Origin of the sequence: Pantoea sp. GM01 (assembly GCF_000282675.1) — a bacterium.
Lineage (GTDB): Bacteria > Pseudomonadota > Gammaproteobacteria > Enterobacterales > Enterobacteriaceae > Pantoea > Pantoea nemavictus.
In genome coordinates this window covers 234,113-259,669 of the sequence record NZ_AKIU01000028.1, presented here as the reverse complement: position 1 = coordinate 259,669, position 25,557 = coordinate 234,113, and the positions used below count along the sequence as shown (strand labels likewise).

The following is a 25,557-nucleotide window of genomic DNA, read 5'->3' as shown; positions in this document are numbered from 1 at the left end:
AGCGGCGGGATGGGCTGGCGCAGGGCCCGGGAGTGCAGAGGGCGCGGCCAGGCGTCCTCTGCTCGGTCGCCGCACGGCGTAGCTGAAACTGCCATCAGCCGATGGCGAACGAAAGTCGCTCCGTACAAACGAAAGTAACTGATTGGCACTAGCCATTTATGGCGACCAAACTTATCGCACGCACAAAAAAGCCAGCCCGCAGGCTGGCTCATCACATCTCAAAACAGACTTACAGGCTGGTAGCCGGCTGAGCAGCTGGCGCTGCACCATTGATACCCTGCGGCGTCATTGGCTCTTCTTTCGGCAAGGCGTCAGAAGATTCCTGTACCGGCACCGGTGCTGGCTGAACGTCGCCGGCTGGACCGTTGATTTTGATCGGCATACCGTTACGCGCCTGGATAGCGTTGTTCACTGCATCCTGGTTAGTGCTGGCATCGGCAATCACTTTGGTTACGGCAGAAGTCAGGTTGATTGGCACCAATTCACGCGAGTTGAACTGCTCTTCCGTGGTCGACAGCGGGTTGTGAACTTCCACATAGCGCGAACCATCTGGCTCAACCGAGGCTTTCACCGGCTGGTCGATGAACTGGACGCGCGTGCCAACTGGCACGTTGTCGAACAGCCATTTAATGTCATCAGAACGCAGACGCACACAGCCGTGGCTCACGCGCAGACCAATACCGAAGTTGGCGTTGGTGCCGTGGATCGCATACAGGCGGCCGATATACAGCGCGTGCAGACCCATCGGGTTATCAGGACCGGCTGGGAACACGGCGGGGATGCTCTCGCCGCGTGCGGCATATTCGGCATGCATCGCTTTGGTTGGCGTCCAGGTCGGGCCATCTTTCTTACGCTCAACCTTGGTGGTCCAGTTCATTGGCGTGTCTTTACCCAACTCGCCGATGCCGATTGGCAACACAACCACGGTCTTAGTGCCTTTCGGGTAGTAATAAAGACGCATTTCAGCACTGTTGATGATGATACCTTCACGCGGCGCGTCAGGCAGAATCAGCTGCTGTGGGATGATCATTTTAGTGCCAGCTTTCGGCAGATAAACGTCAACGCCCGGATTGGCTTCCAGCATGTTGCTGAGACCCATCTGATACTGTGCGGCAAAGGCTTCCAGCGGAAGTTTGCTGTCATCAGGAACAGTGATTTCGATATTTTCGCCGATCAGACGGCTGTTAGCCGGCGGCAGCGGATACACAACTGCAAATGCCGACTGGCTGAACGCCGCCAGTGCGAGGGCGAGTGAAGCGAACGCGCGAATGCTCATTTTCATGTTTTTCAAGTCGTTATGGCCATGTTTCAGGCTTGTCAGTGTGTCGAATCCATCGTGGTCAGTATGACCCGCTGCGCATTATATGTGCATTGGCACAGTGATGGAAATCAGGATTTTTACTTGCTGCGGAAACTTTACGCAAATCCTTGTCTTTACCAGACAATTCTCTTGGATCCGTAGCCCGAAATGTGAATTTTTAGGGCTGCCACAGGGTAACTTCATTACTCAATTTACGATTGAGGAAAAAAGCGGCACTGATTAACGCCAGATGCGTTAACGCCTGCGGCATGTTGCCCAAGGCATTACCGTGCGGAGTAAATTCCTCTGCATACAAGCCGAGCGGATTGGCATAGCTCAGCAGCTTTTCAAACTCAAAATGCGCTTCGCTTACCCGCCCGGCACGCGCCAGGCACTCCACGTACCAGAATGAGCAGGCGGCAAACGAGCCTTCTCCTCCTTTTAAAGCATCGGCAGGCGTCTCGTGAATGTTATAGCGCCGCACTAAGCCATCGCTCACCAGGTGCGTTTTTATCGCGTCCAGCGTGGAGATCCAGTCAGGATCGGTCGAGCTGACAAAGCGCACCAGCGGCATCAGTAGCATCGATGCATCAAGGAAATCTCCGCCACGTGTGGCGGTGAAATGGCCCAGCTCGGGGTTCCAGAAATTTTGCCAGATATCATCGCGAATCTCGCTGCGCACCCGATCCCAGCGATCGTACGGCATCGGTAGCGAGCGCTTTAAACCGAGGCGCAGTGCACGATCGAGCGCCACCCAGCACATCAAACGCGAATGCAGAAAATGCTCGGGTTCGCCGCGCATCTCCCAAATCCCGGCATCGGGCTGATTCCAGTTCACGCAGACGTAGTCGATCATATCGGAGACGTACTTCCAGCCGCGATGCGAAATCGCTTCGCCATATTTGTTGGCGAGGTAGATGGCATCCATTAGCTCGCCGTAGATATCGAGTTGGGTCTGGCGCCAGGCGTCATTGCCGATGCGCACCGGGCGTGAATTGGCGTAGCCGGACAGATTCAGCAACTCGGTTTCGTGTAGCTCGGTGCCGCTATCAAGGCGATACATCACCTGCAGATGCGGCGTATCGTCATGGCTGTGTTCGACGCAGCGGCCAACCCATTTGGTAAAGTCGCGCGCTTCTTCGGTGTAACCGAGGCGCATCAGCGCGTACATGCTGAATGAGGCATCGCGGATCCACGAGGCGCGATAATCCCAGTTGCGCTCGCCGCCCAGCTCCTCCGGCAAGCCAAAGGTGGCGGCGGCGGCAATGGAACCGTGCTGATGGGAGGTCAGCAGCTTGAGCGCCAGCGCGGAACGCGTCACCATCTCTTGCCAGCGGCCGCGATAGGAGCTGTGGCTGCTCCAGCGGCGCCAGTACGCGAGCGTGTCGCGGAAACACTGCTCGGTGGCGATCTCGGCCACGTGGGGATCGTCATCGTTGCCAAAAACGAACTCGGCCGATTCACCGGCTTTAAGGGTGAATTCCGCCACCGCGCTGTGATTTTCGCGCGTCATCACCACCGTGGCGCTCAGGCGCAAGCTCGGTTGACCGGCGGCAAGGAAGGCGATGCCACCGGGTCGCAGTTCGGTGGTGGTTTCCGCGCGCGCATAATCGTGGCGCGGTGCGCACAGCAGATGAAACTTCGCTGTGCCGCGCACCATTTTCACGCGGCGCACCAAACGCGGCGCTTTGTTGTGCTCATCGCAGATCGGCATGTAATCGGTAATCTCGGCCACACCTGAATCGTCGAGCCAGCGGGTTTGCAAAATATTGGTATCGGGCAAGTAGAGTTGCTGCTGGCGGGCATGTTTCCAGTCAGGCGCGATAGAAAAAAGTCCGGCTTCATCGCTGTCGAGCAGCGCGGCGAAAACCGATGGGCTATCCAGCTCCGGCCAGCAAAGGTAGTCGATGGTGCCGTCGTTGGCGATCAATGCGCAGGTGCGTAAATCACCAATCACTCCGTGGTCGTCTATTCTGCGTTTAATCTCGCTCATCTTGCCCCCTTTGCCGTATGTAATTGTTAACTATAGACGAAACGGCAGTTTCGGCGGCCCGGAGGCACAGAAGGATAACTTCTATACTGTAAAGACACCCTCAATCAGGAGAATGTTATGCCTTCAGGAAAACAGAAAGTCGCCGTGGTTACCGCTTCCGATTCCGGCATTGGCCGCAGCTGTGCCGTGATGCTGGCAGAAGCGGGTTATACGCTGGGGATCACCTGGCGCTCGGATGAAGAGGGCGCGCAGGAAACCGCACGCATGGTGGAGAGCCGTGGACAGCTGGCGCAGGTGCGGCAGCTTGATCTCTCCGACCCGCAAGCCGGTGGCCAGCAGCTGGCGCAGCTGATTAATTCGCTTGGACGTATCGACGTGCTGGTCAACAACGCCGGTGTGATGACCAAAGCCGATTTTCTCGATGTCACCTTTGAGGATTGGCGCAAGGTGTTTGATGTGGATGTCGATGGTGCGTTTGTCTGCGGGCAGATTGCTGCGCGCCATATGGTCGACCAGGGCGATGGTGGACGCATCATCAACATCACCTCGGTGCACGAACATACGCCGCTGCCGGATGCCACCGCCTATACCGCCGCGAAGCATGCGCTGGGTGGCTTGACTAAATCTATGGCGCTGAGCTTACTGCCGCACCATATTCTGGTGAATGCGGTGGCGCCGGGCGCGATTGCCACGGCGATGAATGATATGAAAGATGACCAGCAAGGGCGTCGTATGCCGGAAATCCCGATTGGGCGTCCCGGCGATACGCGTGAAGTGGCGAGCTTAGTGGCCTGGCTCTGTTCGGAGTGGGCAACCTATACCACCGGACAATCGTTTATTGTCGACGGTGGTTTTATGCTGGCGAATCCGCAGTTTAAAGGTTATCACGCATAGTTAACCGGCGCGGCGGTGGTTCCAGTGGCGAATAATGTAGCGCAGCACGATGCCGAAAATCACCGCCGCCGCCAGCCACAATACCGGCTTGAGATGCTGATCGATTTTATGCAGCCACGGCGCGACAATCTGTCCGGCAAAGTAGCCGAGCGAAACAAAAATCAGCGCCCATAGCGCCGCACCAATCACATTCAGAATGAAAAAGCGCAGCGGTTTCAGGCGGCTGGTGCCAATGATGATCGGCCCCACAATACGGAAGCCATACATAAAGCGCACGCCTATCACGAATAAGCTCGGATGCTTTTGAATCAGGCGCTTGGCTTTGCCGATGGTTTCCTGATGCTTACTGAAGCGCCGCAAAATGCGCGTGCCATAACGACGTCCCAGCCAAAACAGCAGCTGATCGCCAATAATGCCGCCGATCATCGCCGCCAGCACCACACCGCTAAAGTGCAATAATCCCTCATGTGCCGCAACACCGCCCAATAGCGTGAACGTTTCCCCTTCGGCAATACAGCCAATCAGCAGCGCCAGATAGCCATACTGGCTAATTAATCCATTGATATCGAGATGCAAATTATCCTCCCTGCCAAGATTGAAATCGCTATTAGTGTATACCAACGGCTTAATTTGCGTGGCTCCCCGCAAAAATGGCGGCGACGATTATACTTGAGAGACGCTGCCTGCGTTGACGAGGTCTTTTGCTTTAGGGGCAGCCCATGGCATTAGAGGAGTAAACGTATGAATCATGTCTGGGGTTTACTGGCGCATCCGGGTCAGGAAATGCGCGATATCAAACAGGAAAATGAGAGCGTTTCGCACCACTACACCCACCATGTTTTGCTCATGGCGGCGATCCCGGTGATCTGCGCCTTCATTGGCACGACGCAGCTGGGCTGGAATCTGGGCGAAGGGCAGTTCGTACAACTCAACATGCTGACCGGTATCGGTCTGGGCATTCTGTTCTATCTGATTATTCTCGGCGGCGTGGCGGTGATGGGCCGCGTGATCCACTGGATGGCGCGTAATTACCCGCAGCGCCCAAGTCTGCAGCGTTGTACGGTGTTTGCCGGCTATGTGGCGACACCGCTGTTTCTCAGCGGGCTGGTGGCGCTCTATCCATTAGTGTGGCTGTGTGTGCTGGTGGGCGCGATCGCACTGGTATACACCGGTTATCTGCTGTATGTCGGCATTCCGGTGTTCCTGAGTATCGACCGCGATGAGAGCCTGCGTTTCTCCGGTTCAACATTGGCGATTGGCGTGCTGGTGTTTGAGGTGCTGCTGGCGCTGACGGTAATTCTGTGGGGCTATGGTCCAAGGTTGTTTTAGTGGTAGCCGGGTCGCCATGAATGGCGACCTTACAACACCTCTTCCGTGGGGAAGCCAGTCATGGCGACCTTTTTAACGCCCGGAAACAATCTCGTTAAGAAATTTCTCAGGGAAGTGCGTATGATATCGCAGCCAGCCCGCATCCCGTCTGGTTTGTTGCGGGCGGCCTGTGTCTTAACACAGCGCAAAACTCCTTACCGGATTTTTTTGACACGATGTCTGCAAAAATGCGTATTTCCCTGCTGTCGCTGGCGCTGTTTGTCGCCGCGCCGGCTGCTGTGACGCCCGCGCTCGCTGCGCCGGCGGCACTCTCAAACCTGGCGCCGATTGCCCAACCGCAAATCGCCTCCGGCAGTGCCATGATTGTCGATCTGGAAAACAACAAAGTCCTGTTTTCCAGCCATCCTAACCGCGTACGTCCGATTGCTTCACTTACCAAGGTGATGACGGCGATGGTGGTGCTGGATGCCAAATTGCCGATGGATGAGATGCTGTCGGTGGATATCAGCCATACCGCTGAAATGCGCGGCGTATTCTCCCGCGTCAAACTGAATAGCGAAATCAGCCGCCGCAATATGCTGCTGCTGGCGCTGATGTCATCGGAAAACCGTGCGGCCGCCAGCCTGGCGCACCACTATCCCGGCGGTTACGATGCGTTTATCCGCGCAATGAACGCCAAAGCGCGTGCGCTGGGCATGACGCACACGCGTTATGTGGAGCCAACCGGTTTGTCGATTCAGAACGTTTCCAGTGCGGAAGATCTGGTTAAGCTGGTGAAAGCCACGCGCCAGTACCCGCTGATTGGCGAGTTGAGTACCACCAAAGAGGACACCGCGGTATTTAAGCATCCGAACTACGCGCTGCCGTTCCGCAACACCAACCATCTGGTGTACAAAAACGACTGGCGTATTCAGCTCACCAAAACCGGTTATACCGATGAAGCCGGGCACTGTCTGGTAATGCGCACGGTGATCAACAACCGTCCGGTGGCGCTGGTGGTACTGGATGCTTTTGGTAAATACACCCATTTTGCCGATGCTAATCGCCTGCGCGACTGGCTGGAAACCGGCAAAGCGGCACCGGTTCCGGCCGCTGCGCTGGCGTACAAAAAGCAGAAGTCGGGCCTCACCGCCAATAACGAATAATTCTCCCGCAGGTGCTTTCGGGCACCTGCAAAAACGCTTATCGTTAGCGCCAATGTTTTACACCTTCATTCCTATAGTTTCAGTGTCGGCAACGTCTTAAACTAGCCGCCATTCACCTGCACACGTGCGTTTATCGGCTGTTATTACGCTGGAATCTTATTAAACATGTTCAAGTTCCGTTCCTTACTTACGCCATTTTTACTGCTGCTGGTGCTGTTAACCCCGGCACTGAGTTTTGCCGACGACAGCGCGGCAGCCGATCAGCAAGAGGACGCTGCGCCCAAAGTTAACGCGTCGGTCGAGCTGCCCAAGATGCAGAAAATACTCGACAAAATTAAAGGTCAGGTCTCGGGCGATACCAATGAGAGCCAGCTTAACCAGCTGAACGAGATGGCGCTGGAGCTTTCCGGCAATGCCGAAACGCTGGGGCAGGCGTTAATCCCGCAGCGCCAGCAGCTTGATGCCCAGCTGGCGGTGCTCGGCCCGGCGCCCAAAGCCGATAGCGGCGTGAAAGAGACGCCGGAAGTGACGCGCAAACGTGCGGCGCTGGAGAACCAAAAAGGCAAGCTGGACGATCAAATCAAGCAGGCCGACGGCATCAAAAACGGGGCGCTGGTGCTGTCATCGCAGATCGTTAACCTGCGTCGTGACCAGCTAAAAAGCCAGCTGGCGCTCAATTCCGGTAGTATCTTCGGCCCGCGCTTCTGGGCGCCGGTATTTAGCAGCCAGGATCTCGACGGCGAGAAGATCAGCGACTTTCGTGATGAATTGCAAGACACCGCGGCGCTGTCGTGGGAGCCGGGCTGGCGCTTTGGCACCATCGCCTGGCTGGTAGCGGCAATGCTGGTGATGACGATCGGCCGTCGCTACGGCGAAGAGTTTCTGGCGTGGGTGAGTATTAACAAAATGCCGGAAGGGCGTTTACGTCGTAGCTTCCTGGCCGCCACCATCGCCCTGACCACGCTTGCGGCAGTGGTGTTAACCTTCCACTTCCTTGCGCAGGCCTTTACGCGCCGCGATGAAGTCTCCGGCGACGTGCAGGATTTTGTCGACCGTTTGGTGCAGCTCAGCGTCTACTGCGGACTGATTGCCGGCTTAGGTCGGGCCTTTTTGTCAACGCGTCGACCAAGCTGGCGTTTGCCCGCCATCTCCAATGAAGTGGCGCAGGCGCTGAAGCCGTTCCCGCCCTTTACCGCGGCGCTGGTGTTTGTGTTCCAGACGGTTGAAGCCTTTAACTACAGCGTCGGCACCAGCCTGAATACCACTATTTTTGCCAACGGCCTGACCGCGCTGCTGATTGGCTGCACCGGCCTCGCCATCAGCATGCGCGTGAACCGTGTGCGTCGCCGCATGGTGCAGGAAGGCCATCAGCCAGAAGCGCGCTCGACGATTGTGGGTCTGGTGCAGCTGGCGCTGATGCTTACCGCGCTGGCCATTTTGATCTCGCTGATCATCGGTTATGTCACGCTGGCACGCTTCCTCAGCTATGAGGTGATTTGGTGCGGCATTCTGTTTGGCTCGTTCTACTTCCTCAGCCATCTGGTGCAGGATGGCTGTGAAAGCCTGTTCTCCACCAGCAATGCCACCGGCAAGCGCCTGCAAAGCTCACTGAATATTGATGAGCGCCATTTGCAGCAGGCGGCGACGCTGCTGAGCGCGCTGGGTAAAACCTTGCTGATTGCTATTCTGGCGTTGGCACTGCTCAACGGTACCTTCGCCTCCTCAACGCCGATTGAGCTGATTCAGAAGGTGATTGAATTCTGGGGCGGCAAAGGACTGGAGTCACTGAACATTGTGCCGGCGCACATGGTCAATGCGATTCTGTGTCTGGTGGTGGGGATTTACGTGCTGCGTTCGGTGCGTCGCTGGCTGGACAAAGATTTCCTGCCGAAAACCACCATGGACGTCGGCATGCGCGTGTCGCTGGTGACGTTGTTCAGCAACATTGGTTACGTGCTGGTAATTCTGCTGACGCTGTCGATCATGGGCCTGCAGTGGAACAAACTGGCGTGGATTGTCAGCGCCTTATCGGTCGGTATCGGTTTCGGCTTGCAGGAGATTGTGAAGAACTTCATCTCCGGCTTGATTCTGCTGACCGAGCGTCCGGTGAAGGTGGGCGATCTGGTGAGCATCAGCGGTATCGAAGGCGACATTCGCCGCATCAACGTGCGCGCTACCGAGATTCAGCTGGGCGACAAATCCACGGTGATTGTGCCGAACTCGCAATTTATCTCGCAGAACGTGCGAAACGCCACCATGGGCAATGCGCAGGGCGTGGTGACCATTCAGCTGACCTTCCCGCTGGATATTGATCCGGTAAAAGTGCGTGAAATTCTGCTGGAGGTTTATCAGGAGAACGAGCGCATTCTGGAGACGCCAGAGCCGTCGGTGTCGTTCAAAGATCTGACGCCAGCGGGTATCGTGCTGAGCGTCACCGGCAACGTCGCCGGTCAGCGTCAGATTTCCGGTGCCAAGAGTGATTTGCTGTTCGATATTCTGACGCGTCTGCGCAAAGAGGGCATTATGCTGTCAACGCCGCAGACCATGATTATTGAACGCCGCGCCCTGGCGGCGGCTGCGCAAGAGCAGCAGGGCGAGCAACTGCCTCAATCACGTTGACGCACATTTTGTAGCGGCGCGATTTATCGCGCGCCTTTGAGCAAACCCGCGCAATAAATTGCGCCGCTACAGATTGGAGAAAGGTGGCCATTCCTGGCCACCTTTTCAACAACTGCACACCCTCAAACCTTTACCGCCCAACCCTTCTGCTTACTGGTTTTACCGATTCCCGGATTGAAACTATTAGTGGGATCCAACTGCTGATAAAACGCCTGCAGCTGCGGTTTCGCCTGATAAAGATGACCAACGTTATGCTCTGCCGGATACTCGGCACCGCGTGCGGCTAAAATCGCCAGCATCTTCTCCTTCAGCGCATGCGCATCCACGCCTTTCTTCACGATGTAATCCTGATGGAACACGTGACAGAAGAAGTGGCCGTAATAGAGGCGATGGCTTAAGTCCTTATCGAACTCGGCCGGCAGACGCTCAAACCACTCCTCATCATTACGGCGTAGCGCGATATCCAGCGCCAGAATATCTTCCACTTCGTCAGCATGCACCGCGTGATAGCGCACGGCAGCACCGGCAGCGGCAAAGCGATGCAGAAACGCGTGCGCTCCCTCCTGGGCGTCGCAGGCAAAGAAGGCGCCGCCACCTTCGCGGAAGTATTCAGTCAGATACGCCTGCGCTTCGGCGACGCCGTCACCGGACATCTTCAGCATCAGGTGATGCTCATATTTATCGCGATACTGCTTGAGACGTTTGGGCAGATGCGCCGGTAACCAGCCACTGACGCGCTGCAACAGGCGATCGGTAAGATGCGGTTTCACCCAGCTCAGTTTGCTCAGCCAGGCATCAACGCGGCCTTTGAGGGTGAAAAACAGCGGCATTTTGTCGGTGCCGAGTTTGTCGATCATCACAAAGGTATCTTTACCGTACACTTCGGCGATGTCGAAAATGTCGCGATGCATATATTCGCCCGCCACCGGCAGATGCTTGAATTCCGCCAGAATATGACGGCGAATATCGCCCAGCTCTGCCGGATTGTTGGTGCCGATATAGAACACCTGCTGCTGGGGTTCGGTGGGGAAGGTATCCAGACGTACGGCGAACACCGCCAGCTTGCCGGCGCAGCCAGACGCTTCAAACAGGCGACGTTCATCGGCGTTGAAGCGTGCCGGAGTATCGGCATTGATCTCACGCACGCGCTCGGCGTATTCATGATCGGAGGCGTGGCGCTCATCCCAGCGTACATCGTTTTGCTGCCAGCGATCGTCATCCAGCCGGCCCAGCATCTCTTCCGGCGAATGACCGAGATCGATACCGAGGTGATTCACCAGCTTGAGTTTGCCGCTGGCATCAATTTGTGCAAACAGCGCCATTTCGCTATAGGCCGGCCCACGTTTGATTAGCGATCCACCCGAGTTATTACAGATGCCGCCCATTACCGAGGCGCCAATACAGGAAGAACCGATCACCGAATGGGGCTCGCGACCTAGCGGTTTGAGCGCTTTTTCCAGCTGATACAGCGTGCTGCCGGGGAAGGCAAGGATCTGCTTGCCGCCATCAATTAGCTGCAACTTATCCAGCCGCAGGGTGCTGATGATCACCACCGGACGATCGTAATCGTTGCCGTTTGGCGTGGAACCTTCCGTCAGACCGGTATTGGCGGCCTGCATCAAAATGATCGCATCCGCGCTCACCAGCGCTTGCAACGCTCGCCATAGTTCCAGCAACGAGCCGGGGAAAATCACCGCCAGCGCCTCGCCTTCACCCGAGCGAAAACCTTTGCGGTAGCGTGCGGTCTGTTCCGCATCGGTTAACAGGTTCGACGAACCCAGCAGACGACGCAGTTCGGCGAGCAGAGTAGGGTGCGAAGTGTTGTTATTCATTGGCCTATCCTTGTCTTTAACATGGCGCTTCAACTGTAGCACGCGTCAGCGGCAGGGTCGCGGTGTGACATTGGCGGCTACCTGCTATCCTCATCTTGTGGCAAACTGCCCCGGTTATTTCGATATTGCGCAGTCACTTAAGAGAACCCGACCTGATGAAATGGATTTACTCTGTTAGCCTCGCTGTCTCCTTAGCCATGCAGCCCGCTTTCGCGGACGACCTGTTTGGCCCACATCCAATGACCGAACAGGCGCGTGACGCCTTTGTGAATCAGCTGCTCAGCAAAATGACCCTTGATGAAAAAATCGGGCAAATGCGTTTGATCAGCGTAGGGCCGGATACGCCGAAATCGGCGGTTCGCGACATGATTCAGCACGGTCAGGTTGGGGCGATCTTTAACACCGTGACGCGCCAGGATATTCGCGCCATGCAGGATCAGGTGATGGAACTCAGCCGCCTGAAAATCCCGCTGTTTTTTGCCTACGACGTAGTACACGGTCAGCGCACTATCTTCCCGATTCCGCTCGGCCTGGCGGCCAGCTGGGATCTTGATGCTATCGCGCAGGTGGGCCGCGTATCGGCCTATGAAGCGGCGGATGACGGTTTAAACATGACGTGGGCACCGATGGTCGATGTGTCACGTGAACCGCGCTGGGGCCGTTTCTCTGAAGGCTTTGGCGAAGACACGTTCCTGACCTCGCAAATGGGCAGCACCATGGTGAAAGCCATGCAGGGTAAAAGCGCGGCGGATCGTTTCTCGATCATGACCAGCGTGAAACACTTCGCGGCATACGGTGCGGTCGAGGGTGGACGCGATTACAACACCGTCGACATGAGCCCGCAGCGGCTGTTCCAGGATTATCTGCCACCGTATAAAGCCTCGCTTGATGCCGGCAGCGGCGGCGTGATGGTGGCGCTCAACTCACTCAATGGTACACCGGCCACGGCGGATGGCTGGCTGCTGAAAGAGGTGCTGCGCGGCGACTGGAGGTTCAAAGGCATCACCATCAGCGATCACGGCGCGATTAAAGAGCTGCTGAAACACGGCGTGGCCAGCGATCCGCAGGATGCGGTGCGCATTGCGGTGAAATCGGGCGTCGACATGAGCATGAGCGACGAGTATTACAGCAAATATCTGCCGGGGCTGGTGAAAAGCGGCGCGGTAAGCATGGCGGAAGTCGATGATGCCGCGCGCCATGTGCTGAACGTCAAATATGATATGGGCCTGTTCAACGATCCCTACAGCCATTTAGGGCCGAAAGAGAGCGATCCGCAGGACACCAACGCGGAAAGCCGTCTGCACCGTGCCGAAGCGCGCGACGTGGCGCGCAAAAGCATCGTCCTGCTGAAAAACTGGCATGAAACGCTGCCGCTGAAGAAAGACGCCACCGTGGCGCTGGTCGGGCCGCTGGCCGATAGCCAGCGCGACATTATGGGCAGCTGGTCTGCGGCAGGCGTGGCAAAACAATCTATTCCGCTGCTGCAAGGCGTGCGCAGCGCGATGGCGGGTAAAGGCACGGTGCTGTATGCCAAAGGCGCCAACATCAGTGATAACAAGGGCGTTCAGGACTTCCTTAATCTGTATGAGCAAGCGGTAAGCGTGGATAAACGTTCGCCGCAGGAGCTGATTGATGAAGCGGTGGCGCAGGCGAAAAAAGCCGACGTGGTGGTTGCCGCAGTGGGTGAAGCGCAGGGCATGGCGCATGAAGCTTCCAGCCGCAGTGAACTGTCGATTCCGCAAAGTCAGCAGAAACTGCTGGACGCGCTGAAGGCCACCGGCAAACCGTTGGTGATCGTGCTGATGAATGGCCGTCCGCTAACGGTGGTGAAGGAAGATCAGCAGGCCGATGCGATGCTGGAAACCTGGTTCAGCGGCACCGAGGGCGGTAATGCCATCGCCGATGTGCTGTTTGGTGATTACAATCCATCGGGCAAACTGCCGGTCTCCTTCCCGCGTTCAGTTGGCCAGATTCCGATTTATTACAACCATCTGCCAACCGGTCGTCCGTACAACTTCGCCAAACCGAACAAGTACACTTCACACTACTATGATGCGATCAACGGCCCGCTCTATCCGTTTGGTTACGGCCTGAGCTACACCACGTTCAGCGTGTCGCCGGTGAAGATGTCATCACGCACCATGCCGCGTAACGGTTCGGTGGATGCATCGGTGACCGTGACCAATACCGGTAAACGCGACGGAGCTACCGTGGTGCAGCTGTATCTCAACGATCCGGTCGCCAGCATTAGCCGTCCGGTGCAGGAGCTGCGCGGCTTCCAGCGCATCATGCTGAAAGCCGGCGAATCGCAGACGGTGAAGTTTAAGATCGATGTGGATGCGCTGAAGTTCTGGAACCAGAAGATGCAGCAGGTGGCTGAGCCAGGCAAAATCAACGTGATGATTGGTCTGGATTCCGTGCGTACCCAGGATGCGCAGTTTGATTATTTATAGTCGCTGATGCCCTCACCCTAACCCTCTCCCGCAAGCGGGAGAGGGAACCTATGGGTGCGGCGTTTTCAATCCGAGCACAATCCTCTCCCTCGCCCGCTTGCGGGAGAGGGCCGGGGTGAGGGCCTAACCGCACAAATCGAAACCCATGAACATCCGCGAACGTATCCAACAGCAAGTCTTCCGCCTCAACGGCCTGTCACTCAATGAATTTGATATCTCGCAACCGCCCGGCGATCCTGGCTTGTTTGGTCCGGATCACGTTATCTGGCGCGTGCACGGCGATTTCACGGCGATGCTGTGCGGCGGTATCAGCGCCTTAATGTTGCAGATGCTGCATCCGGCGGCGCTGGCCGGCGTGTGGGATCACTCCAACTTCCGTCAGGACATGATGGGCCGCCTGCGGCGTACCAGCCAGTTTATCGCCGTCACCACCTTCGGCAATACCGTGGATGCCAATATTCTGATTGAGCGCGTCAAACGTATTCACCTACGCGTTACCGGCATCGACAACGCCGGCAAGCCTTATGCCGCCAGCGATCCGCATCTGCTGACCTGGGTGCACGTTGCCGAGACCAGCCGCTTTCTGGCGGCGCATCTTCGCTACAAAAATCCGCAGCTCAGCCGGGAAGATCAGGATCGCTATTATCAGGAAGCGGCGCTGATTGCCGAAGCGCTCGGCGCGCAGCAGGTGCCGAAAAGCGTACCGGCGGTTGAGAACTATTTACAGAGAATGCGCCCTGAGCTGATCTGCGATGAGCGCACGCTGGAAGTGATGCAGCTATTAATCAATGCGCCTGCGCCAAGCTGGCAGGCAAAGCCGGCCATGCAGGTGATGCTGAAAGCGGGAATGGGGTTGCTGCCAACCTGGGCGCAACAGCAGATCCAGCAGCCGATTGGGCCGGTCAATCAGTGGCGGGTGGATCGGGAAATTGCGGTGCTTGCCGGGCTGCTGCGCTGGTCAATTCAGCGCGGCGCCTACACGCGTGCCATGCAGCGCATGGGCCGTTCAGGGTAGATTAAGCTCGTCCTGCTTTTTGGTATAGGTGCGTGGGGTGCGCGCTTCGCGCTGCAGCGCCAGCCGACGTTGCTGATGATGATGGATCAACATACCAAGCCCGACGCCAATCAGCGCCAGCGGTAATAAACTGAAGTAAATATCCGTGGGCAACAACACCAGCAGTGCGGCGCCCGCCAGCATGATGCTCAGCGACGACATTACCCACGTATAGCGTATAAACAGCCACACTAACATCGCGCAGATAACCACGTCACGCAGGTTCAAATCGAGGTTTTGCAGCACCATATCGGCAGCTCCGCACAGAGGAATGCGCCGACGATACCATGCGTGACGGCAAAAGAATCGCGAAATAATTTGAAACGTGTCAGCGCGTTATGCTGGCACTGAACCGCCGTTTTCATTTACGCCTGCACGCACTTTGAGAGTTTTACCCTTGTGTCACATGGCACGAGTGCCGATCCTGCTCTATTCTCGGGGAAAATGGATTCCTCCAGGTAATATCGAGGCGTTATGACCCACCAACCTCTGATTGCTGAGGTGCCGAATCAGCAACACACACTAACCGCTATCGTCGAACAGGACGCGCGTACGGCCTATTTTTATATCTGGCCGAACGACCTGTTTCGCAGCCAATATGCGGTGCGCGGCTGCTGGCTGCGCAATCTGCTGCCTGCGCCGGCGCAGGAAGATCGTGAAGCGATGGAGCAGGGCATAGCGCCGCTGCTGAGTGCGGAGTACTGCCGTACGCTGGAAGCTGAGCCAATGCTCGATCCGGCCGGATTACAGGTGCTGTGGGAGCCAAGCGATGACGGTGCGGCGTTATGGTATTACGGTCAGCTGCTGGCGGTAATCCCCGGCTGGAGCCTGTATCAGGACAAGCAGGTGAGTTTCTCTGCCGCCTGTATCAAAGAGAATCGCCTGACCGCACCGCTTGGTTCGGCTTCGACCAACGACCATTACGCGCGGGCCGAACAGCAGCGTCATTTCTGGCGCGACTGGCACGACGGGCATCTGTGGGATGTGGTGCAGCGCGAGCTGATGCAGTGTTATCAGGCGCAGTTTGGCGAATCGGTCAAGTATTACTCCATCGATCAAGGCAACTGGCCGCCGATGGCGATTTCGCAGCATTTACACAACGGCGTTTGGGTTTTTCTCACTCTCGGTATGGGGATTCGCCCAATGCCGCAGGTGGATCACCTGTTTGATGAGCTGGCGCCGCAGTATCGCCGCGTTGAACTGGCGATGGCCGTAGACGGAGAAGTGATGACCGAAGCCAATGCGGTGCAGATGGCGAGCGCGCTGGCTGAGTTTGCGCATCTGCCGTGGGCGCGGCTGACGTGGATTGGCGAAGGCCATACGCTGGCATCAGAAGTGGCACCGGTGGGTTTCGAAAGCTTCCTGCTGGCCAATGATTTGGCGCCGGAAGCCGCGCAGTTTCGCCTGCCGAAACGCGATGGTGACCGGGTGAATTTGCTGTGGTCAACGCCGATAACCGAAGCCGAACGTCAGTTCGCACAAGCCGACGATCGCGGTGGCCAGCAGTTACTGCAGCGTTTGCTGGCGGACGGGAATAATCATATTTTCCGCCCGCGTCAGGAAGTGGTGGAGCCGCCCGCACCCTAAACCCGGTCGGCATTAATGCCGACCCTACGATTTTAAATTATCACTCAAATCAACTATTTCACTGCTTTGTGATCGCGCTCACCTCAAGATCCCCATTAACACGCCGTTAACCTCGATCAGGCAACTCGCCAACCAGGGTAAGGGCACACATAATGTTCAAAACAACACAATCCCGTTTCACCGCGACGCTGGTCGCCTTTTTTGCCGGGCTAATGCTGATTACCGTGCTGGTGATCAATCAGTTTATCGCCCCGCAGCTCTCTCATAATGAAAGTCGTCTGGTGCGCTACGAAGTGGACGGCCTGGCCGGACGCATCATCGAGCAGATGAACCGTGTGCAGGCGCAGCAGCGTGCTATCACTGAAGCGGCTGGTGTGATGGACAGCGCGACCATCGATACCTTGCTACCCGCCTTAGTCAACCAATATCAGGACAGCAATGTGTTCGGCGGTGGCATCTGGCCATTACCGAATCGTCGCGATCCGGCGAAAGAGAAAAACAGCTCGTTCTTTGCGCGTAACGCCAGCAATCAGCTGCAGGTCAACACCTACTGGAACTCAGACGCCGCCGACAAGTACTGGGAGCAGTCCTGGTACAAAGATGGTCTGGCCGCCGCTAAAGGTCAGTGCGCCTGGGCGAAAGCCTATCAGGATGCCGCCAGCCCGCAGCCGCGTACCAACTGCGCCATGGCGATTTATCGCGACGGCACCGCGTGGGGCGTCGCGACGATTGATGTGACGCTGGGCTTCTTCAACCAGCTGGCAAAACAGATGGGCGAGGCGATTCAGGGCCGCGTGCTGATCGTTGAGGCCGATGGCAAAGTGGTCGGCAACGCCGCGCTGGTGGAGGGTGCGCCGAAGCTGGAAAATCTTGCGGATACGCAATTGCCGATGGCCGCCGCGTTGAAAGGCTTGTTAGCGCAGGCGGGCAGCCAGCCGACACAAACCACCTTTGCAGGGGAAGATGGTGAACACACGCTGTTCCTGCAGGCGATAGCTGGCAGCCCGTGGTATCTCGCCAGTGATGTGCCCTCCAGTTTGCTGGATGCGCAGACGCATAGCATGTTGACGCGTCTGGGTCTGGTGCAGATCCCGCTGGCGGTGATCCTGCTGCTGGTGCTGCTCGGTTTCGTGCGGGCGATGATGAAACGCCTGGCGTTGCTGCATCGCAACATCGAAGCCTTGTCGACCGGCGGTGCCGATCTGACGCAGCGTCTGCCTGCCAGCAATAGCCCGGAATTCAACGCCGTGGCGCAGAGCTTTAACCAGTTCATCGCTTATCTGCAGGGGCTGATGCGCCAGGTGGGCGACAGCGCGCTGGCGATCACCTCCGCTTCGCGTGAAATCGCCAGCGGCAACGCCGATCTCTCAGCGCGCACGGAGTCGCAGGCCAGTTCGATCGTGGAGACCGCCGCGTCGATGGAAGAGCTGACCGGCACCGTACGGCAGAACGCCGATAACGCCACGCACGCCAATCAGCTGGCCGACGGCGCTTCACAAGTCGCCGCGCGCGGTACCGAAGTGGTGCGTCAGGTGGTGAGCACCATGGGAGCGATTAACCAATCGTCGCGTAAAGTGGTGGATATCATTAGCGTCATCGACAGCATCGCTTTCCAGACCAATATCCTGGCGCTCAATGCGGCGGTAGAAGCCGCACGAGCCGGTGAGCAGGGCCGCGGATTTGCCGTGGTGGCCTCGGAAGTGCGCAATCTGGCGCAGCGTTCGGCTAACTCGGCGCGTGAAATCAAAAAGCTGATTGAGGAGTCGGTGGCGAATATCGATACCGGCAGTCAACTGGTGGAGCAGGCCGGGCAAACCATGGATGAGCTGATGCAGGGCGTCAGCAGCGTCACCACGCTGATGAGTGAAATCATGTCGGCGAGCCGCGAGCAGAGCATGGGTATCGATCAGGTCAACGTGGCGATTACTCAGCTGGATGGCAGCACCCAGCAGAACGCCGCGCTGGTTGAGCAGGTCTCTGCCGCCGCGCAAGCGATGGAGCAGCAGAGCGTCCAGCTGGAGCAGGTGGTGCAGAGCTTTAAGTTGTAATCGACTCGGTCGCCATGCATGGCGATGCTACACAATACGGTCGTCATTGATGGCGGCGACCGTATCACACACCGCCCGCATCTCCTCTGTTAACCCCTTTTTCCGCCTTTTTATGCTGAATTGTCCGCAGGCTGCTACGCTTTACGTTGCCCACGTTAACGCACGGAATGTGCGCTATTTCCTCCATTAACGCCGGGGAGGTTGTGTACAATAGCTGCGAATTTTCCGAAGGAGTTGTCATGTCCGCCATTGAAGTTATTCTCGTCGACCACCTCGATCGCCCTATCGGCCAAATGGAAAAGCTGGAAGTGCATGAAAAAGGATTGCTGCATCGTGCGGTGACGGTTTACGTGTTCAATTCGCGCCATGAGGTGCTACTGCAGCGTCGGGCCAGTGGGAAATATCACTGCGGTGGGTTGTGGAGCAACACCTGCTGCAGTCATCCCTATCCGCAAGAGTCGACCCGTGATGCCGCCGAACGCCGTCTGCGTGAAGAGATGGGCATGAAACTTACGCTAACGCCGGTGTTTGAACTCAGCTATAACCTGCCGCTCAGCAACGGTTTAACCGAGCATGAATATGGCCACGTGTTTTTCGCCATCAGCGATGAGCAGCCGGTACTCAATCCGGAAGAGGCTGATGCGTGGTGCTATCGCTCAATTGCTCAAATTCAGCAGGAGATGGCAGAAAACCCCGAGCAGTTTACGCCGTGGTTCCTGCACACCTTCCCGCGCATCCCCAATACGCTCGGCGATTTCCGCCTGACCGCTTAATTGCACACTCCGTAGCGGCGCGATTTATCGCGCAATAAATTGCGCCGCTACAACACGTGCGCTCGGTGAAGTCAGTGTTTAGGTATCACTGAAAATCTTCCGCATCCACGTCGTAGCCCGACGGCTCCCAGCGAATTGCCAGCAGCGCCAGCAAGCCAATCAGTGGCGCCAGGAAGATCACCCAGAACACGCCAGTACCAAACGCAGCAACCAGCAGGGGGAAGACAAACAGCGACACGGTTGAACTGCCGCGCATCAGCGTCTGGTTGAAGCCAACGCCCACGCCGCGCAGCGAAGCCGGATAGCTCAGCGAAGCAAACGTCATGGTATGCGAGCCGGGACCAAAGCCCTGACCAAACAGGAACAGTGCCAGCATGGCAATCGCCACCGCCGCTTGTTCGCCACCTTCCGGACGACCAATCAACGCTAATCCCAGCAGCGCTACGCACTGACAGGCGTAACCGGCAACCGACATCTTCCACGCACCGAGACGTGGCACCAGCCGCACCGCCAGCAAGCCGCCAACAAACGCAAACAGCAGATTAAGCGCCAGCGACACCAGAATTGTGGTCAGCATCGATTGCGCAAAGAAGCTTGAGATGATCACCGGCAGGCCAAACGCCACCGCGTTATAGGCAAACGATGAGGCGATTGACGTCACGGTGGCCAGAATAGTGCGGCGGCGATAGACGCCCTGCAGCAGCGCACCGTAGTTGCGCCAGCTGGCTTTGCGTACCGCTTTCTGCGGTGTCAGATCGGCATCCTCCGCCACCTGCGCGTTGATGTTGTAGGCGTTGCGCAGAATCTCTGCCGCGCCTTTCAGGTTGCCCTGATTGGCGGCCCAAATCGGCGATTCACTCATATAGCGGCTGCGAATGGCAATGATCAGCAGCGCGGGCACCGCACCAAAGCCCAGAATTAAACGCCACAGCCAATCGGTGTGGGTTTCCGGCAGTACCGCATACAGCAGCAGTACCAGCAGATAGGAGATACTGATCGCCGCGTACCACGTCGGACACCACATCGCCACGCTGGCGGCTTTATTGCCTTGTCCGCGCAGCTTCGAAAACTCGGCAAGAAACGCCATCGCCACGGGCAAATCGATGCCAACGCCGAGTCCCATCACGAAGCGCGCACCCGCCAATACGTATTCGTTCGGCGCAAAGGCACAGGCTAATGCCGCTACCACGAAGAAGAACATGTCGGCCATAAACACCCGATAGCGGCCAATTTTATCGGTGAGATAGCCGCCAATTAAGGCACCGACAATCGCGCCAAAGGTGATCGCCGAGGCCACCATGCCGGTGCCGGCAGGCGTGAGCTGGAACTCGCGCGTCACGTCTTTAATACCAAAGGCTAATGCGCCGAGATCGTAGGCATCAAGAAACACGCCGCCCAGCGCAATGGCGATGACGATGCGCGCGTTGTTGCGCGATTCGTCGCTGTTATTAACCAAACCGGAAACGTCGGCCGCGCTGCGAATCCATTTGGTCTCACCGGTGGGGGTATTCCCTGCCTGCGCCACGTGCGCCGGAGAAGCTAAATCGGTCATGATGTTTTGTAATTTATTGTAATGAGTGGGACGGTGAGCATAAGCCGCCGCCTCGGCATTAAAAATTCAATTTGGTTATATGAGCTGCGTTTTGGTTATAACTAACCCGCTATCGATAGCAAAAAAAGCACGAAGTAAGCTGCTTGACCGCGCCCATCGCTATTCGCCAGGCTACGCTTGATAGTCACACAATGAAAACAAATGAGGGAAGCGAGATGATAAAGCAGGGTTTATTGGGGATGATGGCGCTCGCCATGAGCGTGGGTGCGGCGCATGCGGCGGATCCGGTGAAGGTGGGCTCTAAGATTGATACCGAAGGCTCGTTGCTCGGCAATATCATCCTGCAGGTGCTGGATAAACACGGGGTGAAAACGGTTAACAAAATCCAGCTCGGCACTACGCAGGTGGTGCGCGGCGCGATTACCGCGGGCGAGCTGGATATCTATCCGGAATACACCGGCAACGGCGCTTTCTTCTTCAACGATGAGAAAGATGCGGCGTGGAAAAATGCTCAGCAGGGCTATGAGAAGGTGAAAAAGCTCGATGCTGACAAAAACCAGCTGGTGTGGTTGACGCCAGCACCAGCCAACAACACCTGGACCATCGCGGTGCGCGGCGACGTGGCGCAGAAGAATAACCTCAATTCACTGGACGATCTCAGTGCATACCTGAAAAAAGGCGGCACGTTCAAACTGGCGGCATCGGCAGAATTTATCGAACGCAGCGATGCGTTACCGGCGTTTGAAAAAGCTTACAACTTCAAGCTGGAGCAGTCGCAGCTGCTGTCGCTGGCGGGCGGTGACACCGCGGTGACCATCAAAGCGGCGGCGCAGCAAACCTCCGGCGTGAACGCCGCGATGGCGTACGGCACCGACGGTCCGGTGGCGGCACTCGGCCTGCAAACCCTGAGCGATCCGAAAGGCGTGCAGCCGATTTACGCGCCTGCACCGGTGATCCGCGCCAGCGTGCTGAAACAGTATCCTGAGATCGGTAACTGGCTGCAGCCGGTGTTCAGCAAGCTGGATGAGAAAACCCTGCAACAGCTGAATGCGCAGATTGCGGTCGATGGTCAGGATGCCAGTCAGGTCGCGAAACAGTGGTTACAGCAGAATAAGTTGCTGTAAACAGTGTCGTCGTTGTTACTCAGACCCCGCCAGCAGCCGGTGCTGCTGGTGCTAACCACGCTTATCTCGCTGGCGCTGTTTGCCTTGCCGCTGCTGAGCTTCGCCGCTAATCGTCTGGTTTCCGGGCAGCCGCTGTTATTTTGGCAGGTAGCGAATAGCGGGTTGCTGCTGATACCGCTGCTGTGGCTGTGGCAAGGATTATGGTGGCCTGCGCGGCGCATCAGCGCGGTCAGCTTGCTGCTGGCGGCCGACGTCATGCTGGCGTTGCTTATCTGGCTCGCCGGGCAACAGGCGACGGCGTTGGCGAACAGCGGTAGTCCGCTGGCGCGCACCGCGTTTGGCAGCGGCTTATGGTGCGCCGCGGCGCTGTCGCTGCTGCTGGCGGCCGAAGCGGTACGGCAAATCACGGCCAGCACGCCGTGGCGCATTGTGCTCAACCTGCAAATCTGGCTGTTGCCGCTGCTGCTGCTACTCAGCGGTCACCTCGATCGTCTCTCGTTATTGAAAGAGTATGCCAACCGTACGGCAGTGTTCGACGCGGCCTTCAGCCAGCATCTGTGGCTGCTCGGCGGTACACTGTTGCCGACGCTGCTGATCGGCTTGCCGCTCGGCCTGGCGATTGCGCGTCGTCAACGCTGGCAGAACGCCGCGTTTAGCGTGCTGAACCTGATTCAAACCGTGCCGTCGGTGGCGCTGTTTGGCTTACTGATTGCGCCGCTGGCCGGTTTGGTCGCGCATTTCCCGGTGCTGGCGCGCTGGGGCATTAGCGGCATCGGCATTGCGCCCGCTCTGATTGCCCTGGTGCTCTATGCGCTGCTGCCGCTGGTGCGCAGCGTGGTGGCCGGTTTGCAGCAGGTGCCGCAGGAAGTACGCGAAACCGCGCGCGGCATGGGCATGAGCGCGTGGCAGCAGTTCTGGCTGGCCGAGCTGCCGCTGGCGCTGCCGGTGTGGCTTTCTGGCTTGCGCGTGGTGGTGGTGCAAACCGTTGGTCTGGCGGTAGTCGCCGCCTTGATTGGCGCGGGTGGATTTGGTGCCATTGTTTTTCAGGGATTGCTGAGCAGCGCGCTCGATCTGGTGCTGCTGGGCGTAATTCCGGTGGTGGCGCTGGCGGTGATTTTTGATGCACTGCTGCGTTTACTGTCGGCACTGCTGGAGAGACGTCATGATTGAATTTCATCAGGTGAGCAAAGTGTTTGCCGGGAAAGAGGCGATACGCAACCTGTCGCTAAAGATTGATAAGGGCAGTTTTACCGTGCTGATTGGTACCTCGGGTTCCGGCAAATCCACCACGCTGAAGATGATCAACCGGCTGGTCGAGCACGACAGCGGTGAAATTCGTTTTGCCGGTGAACCGATTGAGCGCATGGATGCCCGCGCGCTGCGCCGCCGCATCGGTTACGCCATTCAGTCGATTGGCCTGTTCCCGCACTGGAACGTGGCAAAGAACATCGGCACCGTGCCGTCGCTGCTTGGCTGGCCGCAGGCGAGGATCAATCAGCGCGTCGACGAGCTGCTGGCGCTGCTTAATCTTGATAGCCACCTGGCATCGCGCATGCCGCATCAGCTTTCGGGTGGACAGCAGCAGCGTGTCGGCGTGGCGCGCGCACTGGCGGCCGATCCGGAACTGCTGCTGATGGATGAACCGTTTGGCGCGCTCGATCCGGTCAATCGCCTGGCGCTGCAGCACGAGATGCTGCGCATCCAGAAAATGACCGGCCGCACCGTGGTGCTGGTCACGCATGACATCGACGAAGCGCTCACGCTGGCCGATCAATTGGTGCTGATGGATGGCGGTGAAATTGTGCAGCAGGGCAGGCCGATTGATTTGCTTACGCAGCCGGTGAATGACTTTGCGCGCGAATTCTTTGGTCGCAGCGAGCTTGGCGTGCGTTTGCTGGCACTGGGTCGCGCCGGCAGTGCGGCACGGCGCGGCGAATGGTTCGATGCGGAACCGATCGCCGAATCACTCACGCTGCGTGAAGCGCTGTCGCAGTTTATTGCGCGCCGCACCGATAAACTCCCGGTGGTTGATCAGCAGCACCAGCCGCTGGGCGTGCTGCACTTTAGCGATCTGCTGCGCCAGCAGGAGGCGAGCTGATGCGGCTGTTACGCGATCCACTCTACTGGCTGCTGGCGGCCTTTTTGCTGCTGCTGTGGGGATTGCCGCACAGCGGCCCGCTGTTTGCGCACTGGTTTCCGCAGCTCGAGCGGCCGCTCTATCAGCAGGAGAGTTTCTGGCGCCTGGCGCTGGCGCATCTGGCGCTGGTGGTAAGCGGTAGCCTGCTGGCAGTGGTGGTCGGCGTGGGCTGTGCGGTGTTTGCCACGCGGCAGGCCGGGCGCGCGTTTCGTCCATTACTGGAAACGGTAGCTGCGGCAGGGCAGACGTTCCCGCCGGTGGCGGTGCTGGCGATAGCGGTGCCGGTAATGGGATTTGGCGCGACGCCCGCCATCATGGCGCTGTTTCTCTACGCGCTGCTGCCGATTCTGCAGGGTACGCTGGCGGGTTTAGATAGCGTGCCGGCCAGCAATCGTGAAATAGCCGTTGGCCTCGGCATGGGGCCGTGGCGGCGTTTATGGCAGATTGAGCTGGCGCTGGCCGCGCCGGTGATCATGGCCGGGGTGCGAACATCGGTGATGATCAGTATTGGTACCGCCACCATTGCGTCTACCGTGGGCGCAGAAAGCCTCGGATCGCCGGTGATCATCGGATTGAGCGGTTTTAACACCGCTTATGTCATTCAGGGGGCACTGCTGGTGGCGCTGCTGGCGTTGATTTGCGATCGTCTGTTAGAGCGGGTGCAACGCAAACTTAGTTGGTATGCACAATAAGGCTGTAGCCGACCAGCATCATGCCGCCCATGCCGCCAAGCGCCATGATGGCGAACAGGGAACCGATAAGCAGTTTATTCCAGTTCATAAGGAGACCTGAGAAAAGAAATTTAGGGCGGCATCATAACGCGCACACTCCGCCAGGCAAAGGCCGTGTGTGCGATTTTTGCTTATGCGGGATCGTGCAGATGAATCGCAAAACCTTGGGCCTGCCAGTGTTCAAACTGCTCTTGCTGTCGGCGCGTCGGTTTTTTACCGGTCCAGATAAACAGGTTTTGCCCGGGGAACAGTTCAGGACGCGGCATGTCCAGCGGTTCCGCCAGCACATCCATACGCCAGCCCTGCTGCGCTAAGCGCCAGGCTTCCAGCCAGATGCGGGTGCGATCTTCCACCGCCCAGCCAATCATCAGTGCATCTTTACCGGCTTTCTTACGCGCGCCTGCCAGGCAAAACGCCACATAATCAATCAATGCGCCATCCAGCAGACTGCACATGGTGCGGGCGGTGTTCTGATCTAAGCCCAGACGCTGGCGAACCGGCACAAACACGTGATCGATTAGCGCATCCACCGGATGTTCCCGGCCAATAGTGGCAATTTTGGTGCGTAATTTAGCCGGGCGCACGTGGCGCAGCACGCTCATCAACTCTTCCTGCAGTGCCGACCAGCCGTCGTGCACATTGACGGTGGCGCCTTCCAGCAACGCTTTCACTTTGCCAACGGGCACGCCGCTCTCTATCCAGCGTTTTATCTCTTCGATACGCTGAACATCTTCATCATCAAATTGCCGATGACCACCTTCGGTGCGCTGCGGCTTTAACAGACCGTAACGTCGCTGCCATGCGCGAAGCGTTACTGGGTTGATTCCACAGCGTTCGGCTACGTCCCCGATACTGTATAAGGCCATAAAGTCCTCAAAAATTCTGACCTGCATAACAACACCTTAACCCCCACGACTGGGTTGTACAACGATTTTTTAGTTGTACAACTTGACCTTGTTGAGGATTCGTAGTGTTATCTCATATGT

20 protein-coding genes are annotated in these 25,557 nt (G+C 57.6%); 13 read left to right on the top strand and 7 right to left on the bottom strand.

Annotated features, from left to right (window positions below; translation table 11 throughout):
- Positions 1-229 precede the first annotated feature (229 nt).
- On the bottom strand, positions 230-1,282 hold the full coding sequence (locus PMI17_RS07675) for a L,D-transpeptidase family protein (RefSeq protein ID WP_007887865.1): 1,053 nt from the start codon (positions 1,280-1,282) through the stop codon (positions 230-232).
- Between the two features lie 196 nt (positions 1,283-1,478).
- The gene (locus PMI17_RS07670; protein ID WP_007887860.1) at positions 1,479-3,293 is read right to left on the bottom strand and encodes a glycoside hydrolase family 15 protein; all 1,815 of its coding nucleotides are present in this window, start codon (positions 3,291-3,293) and stop codon (positions 1,479-1,481) included.
- A gap of 117 nt (positions 3,294-3,410) precedes the next feature.
- Between PMI17_RS07670 and PMI17_RS07665 the strand changes: the two genes are divergently transcribed.
- On the top strand, positions 3,411-4,187 hold the full coding sequence (locus PMI17_RS07665; RefSeq protein WP_007887857.1) for an SDR family oxidoreductase: 777 nt from the start codon (positions 3,411-3,413) through the stop codon (positions 4,185-4,187).
- Here PMI17_RS07665 and PMI17_RS07660 read toward each other — a convergent pair whose 3' ends face one another.
- The gene (locus PMI17_RS07660) at positions 4,188-4,763 is read right to left on the bottom strand and encodes a DedA family protein (RefSeq protein ID WP_007887855.1); all 576 of its coding nucleotides are present in this window, start codon (positions 4,761-4,763) and stop codon (positions 4,188-4,190) included.
- A gap of 165 nt (positions 4,764-4,928) precedes the next feature.
- On the opposite strand from PMI17_RS07660, the gene PMI17_RS07655 reads away from it, so the two are divergent.
- The 3 genes from PMI17_RS07655 (at position 4,929) to PMI17_RS07645 (ending at position 9,280) form a co-directional block, all read left to right on the top strand.
- Positions 4,929-5,516, top strand: coding sequence for a Yip1 family protein (locus tag PMI17_RS07655; RefSeq protein WP_007887853.1), 588 nt, complete (start codon positions 4,929-4,931; stop codon positions 5,514-5,516).
- A 215-nt stretch (positions 5,517-5,731) separates the two neighbouring features.
- A complete protein-coding gene (pbpG, locus tag PMI17_RS07650) occupies positions 5,732-6,661 on the top strand; it encodes a D-alanyl-D-alanine endopeptidase (RefSeq protein ID WP_007887852.1) in 930 nt (309 codons plus the stop codon).
- 165 nt (positions 6,662-6,826) lie between these two features.
- Positions 6,827-9,280, top strand: coding sequence for a DUF3772 domain-containing protein (locus tag PMI17_RS07645; protein WP_007887851.1), 2,454 nt, complete (start codon positions 6,827-6,829; stop codon positions 9,278-9,280).
- A gap of 122 nt (positions 9,281-9,402) precedes the next feature.
- Here the strand turns inward: PMI17_RS07645 and dld are convergent, their stop codons facing one another.
- Complete coding sequence (gene dld, locus PMI17_RS07640) at positions 9,403-11,112, bottom strand: D-lactate dehydrogenase (RefSeq protein WP_007887849.1); 1,710 nt, start codon at positions 11,110-11,112, stop codon at positions 9,403-9,405.
- 155 nt (positions 11,113-11,267) lie between these two features.
- Here dld and bglX point away from each other — a divergent pair, with 155 nt between their 5' ends.
- Together bglX and PMI17_RS07630 are read left to right on the top strand one after the other, a co-directional pair.
- A complete protein-coding gene (gene bglX, locus PMI17_RS07635; protein WP_007887847.1) occupies positions 11,268-13,565 on the top strand; it encodes a beta-glucosidase BglX in 2,298 nt (765 codons plus the stop codon).
- Positions 13,566-13,710: 145 nt separating this feature from the next.
- Entirely contained in the window at positions 13,711-14,580 is an 870-nt protein-coding gene (locus tag PMI17_RS07630; RefSeq protein ID WP_007887846.1) for an oxygenase MpaB family protein, read from the top strand.
- Here PMI17_RS07630 and PMI17_RS07625 read toward each other — a convergent pair.
- Entirely contained in the window at positions 14,572-14,868 is a 297-nt protein-coding gene (locus PMI17_RS07625) for a hypothetical protein (protein ID WP_007887845.1), read from the bottom strand. The genes PMI17_RS07630 and PMI17_RS07625 overlap by 9 nt on opposite strands.
- Positions 14,869-15,093: 225 nt before the next feature.
- Between PMI17_RS07625 and PMI17_RS07620 the strand changes: the two genes are divergently transcribed.
- From PMI17_RS07620 to idi, 3 genes are all read left to right on the top strand, one after another.
- A complete protein-coding gene (locus PMI17_RS07620; protein ID WP_007887843.1) occupies positions 15,094-16,206 on the top strand; it encodes a suppressor of fused domain protein in 1,113 nt (370 codons plus the stop codon).
- Positions 16,207-16,358: 152 nt separating this feature from the next.
- Entirely contained in the window at positions 16,359-18,254 is a 1,896-nt protein-coding gene (locus PMI17_RS07615; protein WP_007887842.1) for a methyl-accepting chemotaxis protein, read from the top strand.
- A 239-nt stretch (positions 18,255-18,493) separates the two neighbouring features.
- A complete protein-coding gene (gene idi, locus PMI17_RS07610; protein ID WP_007887840.1) occupies positions 18,494-19,027 on the top strand; it encodes an isopentenyl-diphosphate Delta-isomerase in 534 nt (177 codons plus the stop codon).
- Between the two features lie 85 nt (positions 19,028-19,112).
- On the opposite strand, the gene PMI17_RS07605 is transcribed toward idi, so the two are convergent.
- The gene (locus PMI17_RS07605) at positions 19,113-20,579 is read right to left on the bottom strand and encodes an MFS transporter (protein WP_007887832.1); all 1,467 of its coding nucleotides are present in this window, start codon (positions 20,577-20,579) and stop codon (positions 19,113-19,115) included.
- Between the two features lie 215 nt (positions 20,580-20,794).
- On the opposite strand from PMI17_RS07605, the gene PMI17_RS07600 reads away from it, so the two are divergent.
- Genes PMI17_RS07600 through PMI17_RS07585 form a run of 4 tightly spaced genes read left to right on the top strand, consistent with a single transcriptional unit; the run spans position 20,795 to position 24,532 of the window.
- A complete protein-coding gene (locus PMI17_RS07600) occupies positions 20,795-21,703 on the top strand; it encodes an ABC transporter substrate-binding protein (protein WP_007887831.1) in 909 nt (302 codons plus the stop codon).
- A 3-nt stretch (positions 21,704-21,706) separates the two neighbouring features.
- The gene (locus tag PMI17_RS07595; RefSeq protein ID WP_007887830.1) at positions 21,707-22,873 is read left to right on the top strand and encodes an ABC transporter permease; all 1,167 of its coding nucleotides are present in this window, start codon (positions 21,707-21,709) and stop codon (positions 22,871-22,873) included.
- On the top strand, positions 22,866-23,801 hold the full coding sequence (locus PMI17_RS07590; protein ID WP_007887828.1) for an ABC transporter ATP-binding protein: 936 nt from the start codon (positions 22,866-22,868) through the stop codon (positions 23,799-23,801). The genes PMI17_RS07595 and PMI17_RS07590 overlap by 8 nt, the downstream gene beginning before the upstream one ends.
- On the top strand, positions 23,801-24,532 hold the full coding sequence (locus tag PMI17_RS07585) for an ABC transporter permease (RefSeq protein WP_007887823.1): 732 nt from the start codon (positions 23,801-23,803) through the stop codon (positions 24,530-24,532). Before PMI17_RS07590 ends, PMI17_RS07585 begins: the two co-directional genes overlap by 1 nt.
- A 170-nt stretch (positions 24,533-24,702) precedes the next feature.
- On the opposite strand, the gene PMI17_RS07580 is transcribed toward PMI17_RS07585, so the two are convergent.
- A complete protein-coding gene (locus tag PMI17_RS07580; RefSeq protein ID WP_007887821.1) occupies positions 24,703-25,437 on the bottom strand; it encodes a MerR family transcriptional regulator in 735 nt (244 codons plus the stop codon).
- Positions 25,438-25,557: the final 120 nt, after the last annotated feature.